General features: G+C 69.7%; 11 protein-coding genes. 4 read left to right on the top strand and 7 right to left on the bottom strand.

What is annotated here, in order from left to right; all coding sequences use genetic code 11:
- The first annotated feature begins 4 nt into the window (after positions 1 to 4).
- The 3 genes from purU to nagA are packed head-to-tail and all read left to right on the top strand — an operon-like array spanning position 5 to position 2,405.
- A complete protein-coding gene (gene purU, locus AB4Z18_RS04110) occupies positions 5 to 868 on the top strand; it encodes a formyltetrahydrofolate deformylase (RefSeq protein ID WP_441781425.1) in 864 nt (287 codons plus the stop codon).
- Positions 869 to 885: 17 nt separating this feature from the next.
- Positions 886 to 1,251, top strand: a complete 366-nt coding sequence (locus tag AB4Z18_RS04105) for a YrdB family protein (RefSeq protein WP_441781424.1) — start codon at positions 886 to 888, stop codon at positions 1,249 to 1,251.
- On the top strand, positions 1,248 to 2,405 hold the full coding sequence (nagA, locus tag AB4Z18_RS04100; protein ID WP_441781423.1) for an N-acetylglucosamine-6-phosphate deacetylase: 1,158 nt from the start codon (positions 1,248 to 1,250) through the stop codon (positions 2,403 to 2,405). Before AB4Z18_RS04105 ends, nagA begins: the two co-directional genes overlap by 4 nt.
- 79 nt (positions 2,406 to 2,484) lie before the next feature.
- Here the strand turns inward: nagA and nagB are convergent, their stop codons facing one another.
- The 7 genes from nagB to AB4Z18_RS04065 all read right to left on the bottom strand — a co-directional run bounded on the left by nagB (position 2,485) and on the right by AB4Z18_RS04065 (position 10,333).
- Complete coding sequence (nagB, locus tag AB4Z18_RS04095) at positions 2,485 to 3,270, bottom strand: glucosamine-6-phosphate deaminase (RefSeq protein WP_441781422.1); 786 nt, start codon at positions 3,268 to 3,270, stop codon at positions 2,485 to 2,487.
- Positions 3,270 to 4,166 (bottom strand): ROK family protein, encoded by an 897-nt coding sequence (locus tag AB4Z18_RS04090; protein WP_441781421.1) that lies wholly within the window; start codon positions 4,164 to 4,166, stop codon positions 3,270 to 3,272. The genes nagB and AB4Z18_RS04090 overlap by 1 nt, the downstream gene beginning before the upstream one ends.
- Positions 4,163 to 5,767: a glycoside hydrolase family 3 protein gene (locus tag AB4Z18_RS04085; protein ID WP_441781420.1), complete on the bottom strand. Its 1,605-nt coding sequence runs from the start codon at positions 5,765 to 5,767 to the stop codon at positions 4,163 to 4,165. Before AB4Z18_RS04085 ends, AB4Z18_RS04090 begins: the two co-directional genes overlap by 4 nt.
- Positions 5,764 to 6,672: a carbohydrate ABC transporter permease gene (locus AB4Z18_RS04080; RefSeq protein WP_441781419.1), complete on the bottom strand. Its 909-nt coding sequence runs from the start codon at positions 6,670 to 6,672 to the stop codon at positions 5,764 to 5,766. The genes AB4Z18_RS04085 and AB4Z18_RS04080 overlap by 4 nt, the downstream gene beginning before the upstream one ends.
- A complete protein-coding gene (locus AB4Z18_RS04075; protein WP_441781418.1) occupies positions 6,669 to 7,625 on the bottom strand; it encodes a carbohydrate ABC transporter permease in 957 nt (318 codons plus the stop codon). Before AB4Z18_RS04075 ends, AB4Z18_RS04080 begins: the two co-directional genes overlap by 4 nt.
- Before the next feature lie 92 nt (positions 7,626 to 7,717).
- Positions 7,718 to 9,067 carry an extracellular solute-binding protein gene (locus tag AB4Z18_RS04070; RefSeq protein ID WP_441781417.1) on the bottom strand — a complete coding sequence of 450 codons (1,350 nt, stop codon included), beginning with the start codon at positions 9,065 to 9,067 and terminating at the stop codon, positions 7,718 to 7,720.
- 81 nt (positions 9,068 to 9,148) lie between these two features.
- Positions 9,149 to 10,333 (bottom strand): ROK family protein, encoded by a 1,185-nt coding sequence (locus tag AB4Z18_RS04065; protein WP_441781416.1) that lies wholly within the window; start codon positions 10,331 to 10,333, stop codon positions 9,149 to 9,151.
- A gap of 94 nt (positions 10,334 to 10,427) precedes the next feature.
- On the opposite strand from AB4Z18_RS04065, the gene AB4Z18_RS04060 reads away from it, so the two are divergent.
- Positions 10,428 to 11,219 (top strand): SDR family NAD(P)-dependent oxidoreductase, encoded by a 792-nt coding sequence (locus tag AB4Z18_RS04060; RefSeq protein WP_441781415.1) that lies wholly within the window; start codon positions 10,428 to 10,430, stop codon positions 11,217 to 11,219.
- The last annotated feature ends 32 nt before the right edge of the window (positions 11,220 to 11,251 follow it).

Genomic DNA, 11,251 nt, shown 5'->3' with positions numbered 1-11,251 from the left:
TCTGGTGACCGACTCCTCCCCCTCCAATCACTGGGTGCTCACCTTCAGCTGCGCCGACCGCCCCGGGATCGTGCACGCCGTCAGCGGCGCGATCGTCGCCGCCCGCGGCAACATCACCGAGAGTCAGCAGTTCGCGAGCACCGACACCGGCCGCTTCTTCATGCGGCTGCAGGTGGAGTCGGAGGCCGGTCGCGACGAGTTCGAGCGGGCCCTCGCCCCGGTCGTCGAGACGTTCGGGATGACGCACCGCGTCGACAACGTCGGCCGACCGCTGCGAACGCTCGTGCTGGTCTCGAAAGCGGCCCACTGCCTCAACGACCTGCTGTTCCGGCAGCGCGCGGGACAGCTGCCGGTCGAGATCCCGCTGGTGCTGTCGAACCACGACACGCTGAGCGACCTCGCCGGCTTCTACGGCGTGCCGTTCGAGGCGCGGGCGGTCACGGGGCCCGAGTCGAAGGAGGCGTTCGAGGCGCGCATCCTCGACGCGGTCGAGGAGCACGATATCGAGCTCGTGGTCCTCGCCCGCTACATGCAGATCCTCTCGCCGGAGCTGTGCGCGCGGCTCGCGGGCCGGGCCATCAACATCCACCACTCCTTCCTCCCCGGGTTCAAGGGCGCGAACCCGTACCGGCAGGCGCACGCGCGCGGAGTCAAGCTGATCGGCGCGACCGCCCACTTCGTCACCAGCGACCTGGACGAAGGGCCCATCATCGAGCAGAACGTCGTGCGGGTCGACCACAGCAACACGGTGCAGGAGCTGGTCGCGATCGGTCAGGACGAGGAGAGCCGCACGCTCACCCAGGCGGTGAAGTGGTTCGCCGAGGACCGGGTGCTGCTCGACGGCGCCCGCACCATCATCTTCCGCTGACGGTCGCGTAGTCTGCTGTGGTGACATCCGCACCCGAACAGCACGCCCGCCCGACGGTCGGGCCGAACGACATCCTGCGCTTCGTCCTGGAGCTGTTCGCCATCGTGTCGCTCGGCATCTGGGGCTTCCTGGCGTGGCCGCTCCCCTGGAACATCGTGGTCGGCATCGGCGCGCCGGCCATCGCGATCCTGCTGTGGGCCCTGTTCCGCTCGCCCCGGGCCGTGCTGCACGTCGACCCCTTCGTGAAGGCGATCGTCGAGATCGTCGTGATGGGGTCGGCGGCTTTCGCCTGGTGGGACCTCGGGCAGCCCGTCGTCGCGATCGTCTTCGCGGTGATCGCGACGGTCAGCGGCGTCCTCAACGGCCGGCGCGAGTTCTCATGACCGGCCTCGTCGTCCACAGTGCCCGCAAAGTGGATGCGGAGGGCCTGGTCGACGACTTCTGGCTGGTCACCGACGGCGCGCACATCACTGCCACCGGCACCGGCGCGAGCTGGCGCGAGGCGGCCCGCGACAACGCAGACGCCCGTGTCATCGACGCGAAGGGGCACTGGCTGACCCCCGGCTTCATCGACCTGCACTGCCACGGCGGAGGCGGCCATCCGTATGACGACGGCATCGAGCAGATGCGCGCTGCACTCGCCACTCATCGTGCCCACGGCACCACGCGCTCGCTCATCTCGCACGTGGCGAACCCGCTGGCCTCGCTGCGCGAGAGCCTCGCGGTCGTGGCCGAACTCGCCGCCACCGACCCGCTCGTGCTCGGCTCCCACCTGGAGGGGCCGTTCCTTGCCCCGGAGCGGCGCGGCGCGCACGACGCGCGCTTCCTCCGGGACCCCGAGCCGGAGGCCGTCGAGCAGCTGATCGCGGCCGCACGCGGAACGCTCCGCACCGCCACCATCGCTCCGGAGCTGCCGAACGCGCTGGAGGCGATCGGCGTGCTGATCGAAGCGGGCGCGGTCGTCGGCGTCGGGCACACGACGGCCGACTACGACCTGGCGGCCCGCGCTTTCGAGGTCGGAGCGCGCCTGCTGACGCACGCGTTCAACGCGATGCCCGGCATCCATCACCGCGCGCCGGGGCCGGTGCTCGCAGCGATCGACAACTCCGAGGTGACGCTCGAGCTCATCCTCGACGGGCTGCACGTGCATCCCACCGTCGCGGCCATGCTGTTCCGCGAGTCGCCGGACCGCGTCGCCCTGGTGACCGATGCGATGGCGGCCGCGGGCGCGAGCGACGGCAACTACCGTCTCGGCGACCTCAACGTCACCGTGCATGACGGGCTCGCGGTGCTGTCCGGCACGAACACGATCGCCGGATCGACCTTGATGCAGGATGCGGCGCTCCGCAACGCGGTGACGCGCGCCGGAGTGGACCCTGTCCACGCCGTCGCCGCCCTCACCCGCACGCCGGCGCGGGTGCTCGGCGAAAGCCACCGCCTCGGCCGGCTGCATGCCGGTTACGTGGCCGACGCGGTGCTGCTCGACCACGACTGGCGCGTGACGACGGTGGTCGCCGACGGCGCCGTCCTCAGCTGACGCGATCCCCTGCCGCCGAGCGGTGAGTCGTTGCGTGAATCGCGGCCGAGTGGCGAAATGATGTCACCACTCGTGGCCGCTACAGCGTCTGCCAGGCGGGCTTGTTGGTGTAGGCGTAGCGGTAGTAGTCGATGTTCTTCAGCCGCGAGGCCGCCGCTTCGTCGACGAGCACCGTGACGTGCGGGTGCAGCTGGATGGCCGAGCCCGGGTTCGAGGCCGACACCGGTCCCTCGACCGCGCCCGCCAGAGCCTCCGCCTTGCCCTCGCCGAACGCCAGCAGCATCAGGTGGCGCGCTTTCAGGATGGTGGACAGCCCCTGCGTGATGCAGTGCATGGGCACGTCGTCCTCCGACTCGAAGAAGCGCGCGTTGTCCTTGCGCGTCTGCTCGGTCAGCGTCTTCACGCGGGTGATCGAGGCGAACGATGAGCCGGGCTCGTTGAACCCGATGTGGCCGTCCGTCCCGATGCCGAGGAGCTGCACATCCACCCCACCGGACTCAGCGATGGCCTTCTCGTAGTCGGTGCCGGCGTGCTCGATGCCCTCCAGCGACCCGTTCGGCACGTGGATGAGCGACGGCGTCAGGCCCAGCGGCTCCACCACTTCGCGGGTGATGACCGCGCGGTACGACTCGGGGTGACCCGCGGGCAGCCCCACGTACTCGTCGAGCGCGTAGCCGCGGACGTGGGACACATCCACACCGCGTTCATGGATGCCGCGCTCGAGCGCTCGGTAGACCGCCAGCGGGGTGGAGCCGGTGGCGAGCCCCAGCACCGCCTCGGGCTTCGCGGTGATGAGGTCCAGGATGCTGCGCGCGGCGAGGTCGCCGGCGGCGTCCTGGTCGCGGACGACGACGATTTCGGCCATCAGTTCTCTCCTACGAGCGCCGCGCCCAGGGCTGCGACGGGGGTGCCTTCGGGAACGAGGCGCACCCGGGCGGGAAGGTCGAGCGACGCCAGGAACGGCGACGTGCGCTCCCAGTCGTGCAGCACCTCGTGGACGCCGCCGAGCAGGCGCGACCCCAGGTGGCTCAGTCCGCCGCCGATGACGACGGTGCCGACATCGACGGTGAGCACGAGGACGCGCACCGCGGAGGCGATGCCCGCTGCCAGCCTAGCCGTGATCGCCCGGGCTTCGGGGTCGCCCGCGGCGGCCGCTGCGAAGAGCGCGCGGACGGGCAGCGGGTCGTCGGTCGGCCACTGCCGTGCGACGCCCGAGCCGCTGGCGACCGTCTCCAGGCAGCCACGCTGTCCGCAGGCGCAGAGGGCTCCGTTCGGGTCGACCGGCAGGTGGCCGATCTCGCCCGCGATGCCCGTGCTCCCGCGCCACAGCCGGCCGTCGACGACGATGCCGGCGGCCATCCCGGTGCCGAGGTTGAGGAACGCCATGCTGCCACTCAGCCCGAGCAGGTGGTAGGCGCCGAGCGCCGCGGCCTTCACGTCGTTCTCGACGCGGACGCCGACCCCCAGCCGGCCGGCGAGCATCCCGCCGAGTTCGAGTCGCTCCAGCCCCAGGTTGACCGCGTGCGCGACGTCGCCGGATGCGGTGTCGACCATCCCGGGCACACCGATGCCGATGGACTGGAAGCCGCCGGGCGCGAGGCCTGTCAGCTCGCCGATGCGGGCCACCGCCGTGACGGCCGTCTCGACGACGGCCGCGTCGCCGAACCCGGTCGCCAGGCGAACCCGCTGGGCGAGCGCTCCTCGCTCATCGACGGCGACCGCGTCGGTCTTGGTGCCGCCGATGTCGATCCCCAGCCTCACGAGCGGCGCCCGAGCAGTTCCAGCAGGGCGCGGCCGACCAGCCGGGAGGCGCCGAAGGTGGCGATGTCGGCGTAGGCGCGGTCGTCGCTCGGCCAGCCCATGTCGACGACGAGCACGCGCTCCCGCTCGGCCCGAAGGCGGTCGATCGCGGCGCGCGCGAATGCGTGCCGGTGGTTGTCCCTGCCGATGACGAGGACCGGCGACTGCGCGGCGAGCACGAGGTCGGGATGGTCGTCCTCGGTGAAGAGGACCGCCGGGTTGGCGCTGAACGCGACCGCCCACGGACTCGCCGGGTCGGCTTCCACCTCGGCGAATGGTCCCCACGGCGCGGTTCCGACTGCGATGTTCGCGACCGTATCGATGCGCACCACCGAGTACCGTCCCCCGGCATGCTCCTGCAGCCACTCACCGGCGTACGCGCTGACGTCGAACGCCCGCCCGACCGCTGCGACATCCCCCTCCCAGATTCCCGCCGCCTCGCCCCGGCCGGCTCCGCCTTCCGTCGAGTCCGCGATCTTTGCACGTCCCTCCGGCGCGTCGCGTGCAAACTCTGCGGACTCGACGGTGGGGGCGGGAGAGAGGGAGACGGCGCGAGCGAGGGTGAGGACGCGAGTGGCGGCTGCGGCGACGCGAGTGGGGGCGAGGCGACCGGAGGTGACGGCGGCGGCGATCGAGTTCTCGATGGTGGCCAGCTGCTCGTCGGTGTTCTCGGTGCCGATGCAGAGCAGGTCGCAGCCCGCGGCGAGCGCCAGCACGGCCGCCTCGGGGATGCCGCGTTCCCCACTCGCGCCGTGCATGTCGAGCGCATCGCTGACGACCACGCCCTCGAATCCCAGCTCGCCGCGCAGCATCCCTTGGATGATCGCCGGGCTGAGCGTCGCAGGCAGGACGGCGTCGAGCTGCGGCAGCAGGATGTGCGAGGTCATCACGGCGCGCGCCCCGGCTTCGATGACGGCGCTGAACGGGACCAGCTCGCGCTCGCGCAGCTGCTCAGCCGACAGGTCGACCACGGGCAGTTCGAGGTGCGAGTCCGTGCCGGTGTCGCCGTGCCCCGGGAAGTGCTTCGCGGCGACCGCGACGCCCGCGGACTGCAGCCCGCGCGTCCATGCCGCCCCGTGCTCGGCCACCACCGTGGGCGACGTGCCGAAGCTGCGGACGCCGATCACCGGGTTGTCCGGGTTGGAATTGATGTCGATGTCGGGCGCGAAGTCGAGGTTCACCCCGGCCCCACGAAGCTCCTCCCCCACCCGCTGAGCGACGCGCTGCGTGTACGCGGCGTCACCGAGCCGGCCAAGGATGGCGTTGCCAGGGTAGGGCGAACCGCTCCCGTAGTACAGCCGGGTGACGTCGCCTCCCTCTTCGTCGATGGCGACTATGGCGTCCGGGTTCGCCGCGTAGATCGCGTCGGTGAGGGTGCGCAGCTGGTCGGCCGAGACGATGTTCTGGCCGAACAGGCACACTCCGCCGAGGCCGCCGCGGAGCCGAGCCTCCAGCCACGCGGGCAGCGTCGTCCCGAGGAACCCCGGGAGCAGGGTCGCGGCGATGCTGCGGCGCAGGTCCGGATCGGTGACGGCGGTATCGGCGAGGGACGCGCCGCTCACCCCTTCACCGCCCCGCTGACCAGGCCGCTCGTCATGCGGCCCTGCACGATGAGGAAGAAGATGATCACCGGGACGGCGACCAGCGTCGACGCCGCCATGACCTGACCCCAGTCCGTGGCGCGGGAGGCGGACTGCTGCACGAAGCCGCGCAGCCACAGCGGGAGCGTCGCACTGCTCGACTGCGGCAGGATGACGAGCGCCACCGTGAACTCGTTCCAGGCCTGCAGGAAGGCGTAGACGCCCGAGGCGACGAGTCCGGGTGCGAGCAGCGGGAAAGTGATCCGCAGGAACGCCTGCGTGCGGCTGAGGCCGTCCACCATCGCGGCTTCCTCCAGATCCGCGGGGATGCCGGCGACGAAGCCGCGCAGCATCCAGATCGTGAAGGGCACGACCGCGGCGATGTACAGGATGCTGACGCCGATGACCGTGTTCAGGAGACCGAGGGTGCCCATCAGCTTGTACTGCGCGATGAACAGCCCTTCGGCCGGAAGCATCTGGATGAGCAGCACCGCGAGCACGAACGACCGCCGCCCGCGGAAGCGGAACCGGCTGATGGCGAGGGCGGCGAGGAACGCGAACGCCAGGCAGCACACCACGGTGATCAGCGCGACGGCGACGCTCATCCCGAGCGCCGGGAAGAACGTCCCGCCGTCGACGACGGCCGAGAAGTTGTCGAACGAGCCGCCGAACGGCAACCAGGTGGGCGTCGAGTTCTGCAGGAGGACGTTCGGCAGCAGCGACGAGTTCACCATCCAGTAGACCGGGAACACCCAGATCAGGGCGAGCACGACGGCGAGCGCGCCGAGGAGGACACGGGACGGACGGATGCGGCGGCGGAAACGCGGGCGCTCCGTCACGGCGGGCGGTCGGGTGCCAGATTTACGCAGCGGGGTGGCGGCGGTCACGATTCGTCCTCCTTGAGCAGGGAGCGCACGTAGAACCAGCTGAGCGCGATAGTGAGCACGAGCACGAAGACGCTGACGGCGCTGGCCATCGCGAAGTCGCTCGAGCCGACGCCGAGCTGATAGATGTAGGTGCCGAGCAGGTTGGTCTCGCTGGCGATCGAGCCCTTGTCCTGCAGCAGCTTGATCTGCGCGAACACGCGGAGGTCCCAGATGATCTGCAGCAGCAGCACGATCCCGAGCACCGGCCGGATGATCGGCAGGATGATGTAGCGCAGTCGCTGCCAGCCACGCGCCCCGTCCATCTGCGCGGCCTCGACGACCTCGGTCGACACCTGTGTCAGACCGGCGTACACCGAGAACGCGACGAAGGGGACGCTCATCCACGTCACGATGACCATCGCGACGAAGAAGAACGAGAGCGGATTCTGCAGCCAGTTGTGGTCCTGGAAGTCGAGTCCCCACGAGCTGAGCGTGTAGTTGACGACGCCGCGGCGCCAGTCGAAGAGCCAGTTCCAGACGGTCATCGCCGCGACCACGGGCATCGCCCAGGCGAGCAGCAGCGAGACCTGCAGGATGATGCGGACGGCCTTGTTCACCGCGTTCATGAGCAGCGCCATCCCGATGCCGATGACGACGGTGACGAGGGCTGTCACCAGGCAGAAGGCGATGGAGCGCCCGACGACCACCCACGTGTAGGAGTCGGTGAACAGTGTGATGTAGTTCTCGAACCAGACGAACTCGGCGGGCTTGCCGAACTGCTGGGCCAGGCCGAAGTGCTGCATCGAGGTGACGAGCTGCCACACGATCGGGTAGCCGAGCGCGACGAGCAGGATGATGATGGCCGGCAGCAGCAGGGTGTACGGCGTGAGCTTGCCGCGTCGGCGGCGCTGGGCGTCCCGCTTCGGGATGTGCGGCGGGGCCACGGCGATGCGGGTGTCCTCGGTGGCGGTCACGTTCGGCCTCCTTCCGTGATTGTGGTCGAGTTGACGCAACACGCCGCGCCGGTGCGTTCCGGCACGGCGTGTTGCGTCAATCAGGTGACGAGCTAGCTCTTGACGTTGAGCAGCGCGTCGATCTTCTTGTCGTACTCCTGCGCCAGCGCCTTCAGGTCGGCGGCGTCGCGGATCTTGGAGAAGAACTCCTCCATCACGTTGCCCGCCTCGACCGACGCCCAGCCGGGTGCGGCCGGGGTCAGCTTGGAGTTGGAGGCCGACTCGATGAGCGCCTTGGCGAACTGGTCGTCCCCGAGCGAGGAGGTGTACTTCGAGTTCGCCGGGCCGAGGCCGTTCTTGCCCAGCATCTCCTGGTACTCCTTGGAGAACATGATCTTCAGGAGGGTCTTCGACAGGCCCGGCTCCTTGGTCTTGGCCGAGATGCCGATGTTGGAGCCGCCCGCGAACACCGGGGCCGGCTTCCCGTCGTTGCCCGGGAGGACGAAGGTGCCGAAGGTGGCGTCGTTCCAGGTGCGCGTCGGCTTGCCGTCGTCACCCTTCCCGAGGTCGCCGATCGACCAGTGCGCCCATCCCGGAGCCATGATGGTGGCGGCGGCAAGGGACGTGTCACCCGTCTTGTTGCCGTCGGCGTCCAACGTCTGGTCGGTGTCGTTGAGGTAGATGTACTGGTTCGAGTCCTTTGCGTCGTTCGGCGCCTTGGATGCGTTCTTGTACAGGTCCTGCAGCTGCTGGAGGCCCTTCAGCGAATCCTCGGACTCGAGGGTGGCCTTCCACTTGTCGCCGTCCTTCTTGGCGATGTCACCGCCGTTGGCGAAGATCCAGGAGATGCCGTCGCGCCAGTCCTGCCCGCCGAGGAAGAAGCCGGAGAAGTTGGCGATCCCCTTCGGGTTCTTGGCCGTGATGTCCGTCACGCCCGTGTTGAACTGGTCGAGCGTCGTGGGGACACTCACGCCGGCCGCCTGGTAGACGTCCTTGCGGTAGAACATGTAGCGGGATCCGAAGTAGTACGGCAGTGTGTAGTTCTTGCCGTCCACCTTGCCGGCCTCGACGAACGACTGGAGCAGGTCACTTCCGCCCAGGTCCTTGTACATGTCGGAGATGTCGAGGAACGCGCCGACGTTCGTGAAGGTCGGCGACTGGGTGTTGCCCATCTCCGTCACGTCCGGCGTGTTGTTGGCGTCGGGCAGCGCAGTGGTGAGCTTGGTGACGATGTCGCCCCAGTCCTGCTGCTCGATCTTCAGGTTCGCACCGGTCTCCTTGTTGAACTCCGTCTTCAGGTAGGTGCGGAGTGCATCCGGAGTGTCGGAGCCGACGAGCCACAGGGTGACCGTCTTGCCCTTGCCGTCGGTGCTGGCTCCGGTGGAGCCTCCCGAGGCGCATCCGGCGAGCACGAGAGCGGAAGCTGTTGCCACAGCGGCGAGGCCGACGAGCTTTCTCTTCATTGCTGGTTCCTTTCGTGAATGTCGGTGTGTGCGGGTGCAGACACCGTCGGTGCAGGGGTCGTTGATTCGGGTGGTGCTGTGTTAAGAGACCCCGAGTTGTCCGGAGAGGACGAGTACGGCCGCGCCGCGGAGGACGATGTCCTGCCCCTGCGTGGTCATCCGGAGGGACAGATCGGCGTGGTTCTCGGCCATCGTCCGGTTCCGGAGCGTGTGGACGGTCGCCTCGGCGAGGGGGCCGTCGAGTAGTTCGGTCGGGCCGCTGAGCACGATCTCCGACAGGTTTAGCGCACCCACGACGGGCGCGAGCGCGATGCCGAGCCGCTGGCCGGCTTCGCGCAGGATGGGCGTCGCATCCACACCGTCGGCCTGGGCCTGCTGGATGCCGCGCTGCAGCTGCGGGACGCTCAGCCAGTGCTCGAGCACCTGATCCCGGCTGTACGTGGCCTCGAGGCCGAGGTCGGTACCGACCATGACCTGCCCGATCTCGCCGGCGGCGAAGTGGCTGCCGTAGACGAGCGCGCCCGCGACGAGGAGGCCGGCGCCGATGCCGTGGCCGATGCGGATGAGCATCATGTCGCCCTCCGCGTCGCCGTAGGTGTGCTCGGCCAGGGCTGCGACGTTCGCGTCGTTCGCGACCACGACCGGGCGTCCGGTGCGGGAGGCCAGCTGCTGCTGGAGCGGCAGGTCCAGCCAGCCGAGGTTCGGCGCGGTGAGGATGGTGCCGGTCAGGTCGACGACACCGGGCGACCCGACGCCGATGCCGAGGATCGGCGCGGTGGCCGCGGCGATCAGGCGGTCGACGAGCGCATCCACCTTGGCGGCTGCGGCCTCGCCTGTCGCGGGATCGGCCCCTTCACCGTCGGCGAGCATCACCTCGGCGCGGGCCAGGATGTCGCCGTCGAGGTTCATGACGGCGCCGCGGAAACGATCGTGGTCGCTGAGGTCGACGCCGATGATCTGGTGCGCCGCGCGGTCGATGTCGAGCAGCACGGCGGGCTTGCCGGGCCGCGCCGATTCGCGCTGGCCCAGCTCGATGACGAGACCCTCAGCCAGGAGTTCGGCGACGAGATCCGAGACGGTGACGCGGGTCAGTCCGGTCTCGCGGGCCAGGTCGGCCCGGCTCCGCTGCCCCGAGCGGTACAGCGTCTGCAGGACGAGGGACCGGTTGTGGCTGCGGGCGTGCTCAGGGAGCACTTTGGCGCGCGGACGGAGCACCCGGCCCGGGGTCAATCCCCCGGTGCTGCTCTGCACCTCGGTCGTCGTCATGTTTGTTAGTAAAGCTTACGAACAAATGAAATGCAAGAGACGAAACGAAGTCGTTACATGCACGATCCGGTGCCGCCCGCGGGAGGATGAGCAGATGACGAACTCGAGCCCCACCGTATCCACTCGCGCCCCCTTCTCCCTCGCCGGCTCGCGCGCCCTGGTCACCGCCGCCAGCCGCGGACTGGGCCGGGAGATCGCGCTGGAACTCGCCGGGCAGGGGGCGGACGTCGTGCTCGGCGTCCGCGACCCGGACAGCTCGAGCGCGCTCGTCGACGAGCTGCGCGCGTTCGGCGTCCAGGCGACGGCCATCCGGACGGATGTGCTCGACCTGGATGCGTGCCGCACGGCGATCGACGCGGTCACCGCCGACCTCGGGCCGATCGACATCCTGGTCAACAACGCCGGAGGAGGTATCGATGCGCCTGCGCTGGAGGTCACCGAGGACGACTTCGACCACGTCTGGCGGCTGAACACGCGCTCGACGTTCTTCGTGTCGCAGCACGTCGCGAGGAGCATGCTCGAAAACGGAGGCGGTTCGATCGTGAACATCGCCTCGCAGGCGGGGCTCGTCGCGCTCCCCGGCGAATCGTCCTACTGCACCGCCAAGGCCGCGGTCGTGCACCTCACCCGCTGCCTGGCGGTCGAATGGGGCCAGTACGGCATCCGCGTGAATGCCGTCGCGCCGACGTTCATCGAGACCGACGGCACCTCCGCGGCGCTCTCGGACGACGCCTTCCGCGCGGACACGGTCGAGCGCATCGCGGCCCTCCACCGCATCGGGGTACCGCGGGAGGTCTCCGGCGCGGTGGCGTTCCTCGCCTCCCCCGCCGCATCCCTCGTCACCGGCCAGACCCTCGCGATCGACGGCGGCTGGACCGCCCGCTGAGCCGCGGCGCGCGCGGCACCCGCAGCACCCGC

It is taken from the genome of Leifsonia sp. 2TAF2 (assembly GCF_052115085.1).
In the GTDB taxonomy this organism is placed as follows: Bacteria; Actinomycetota; Actinomycetes; order Actinomycetales; family Microbacteriaceae; genus Leifsonia.
The sequence above is the reverse complement of the archived record's forward strand: the minus strand, read 5'-3'. Positions and strand labels throughout refer to the sequence as shown.

Bases quoted from the DNA above. Each gene is read 5' to 3' on its own strand.
- nagA (WP_441781423.1), top strand. From the start codon at position 1,248: ATGACCGGCCTCGTCGTCCACAGTGCCCGCAAAGTGGATGCGGAGGGC.
- nagB (WP_441781422.1), bottom strand. From the start codon at position 3,270: ATGGCCGAAATCGTCGTCGTCCGCGACCAGGACGCCGCCGGCGACCTC.
- AB4Z18_RS04070 (WP_441781417.1), bottom strand. From the start codon at position 9,067: ATGAAGAGAAAGCTCGTCGGCCTCGCCGCTGTGGCAACAGCTTCCGCT.
- AB4Z18_RS04065 (WP_441781416.1), bottom strand. From the start codon at position 10,333: ATGACGACGACCGAGGTGCAGAGCAGCACCGGGGGATTGACCCCGGGC.
- AB4Z18_RS04060 (WP_441781415.1), top strand. From the start codon at position 10,428: ATGACGAACTCGAGCCCCACCGTATCCACTCGCGCCCCCTTCTCCCTC.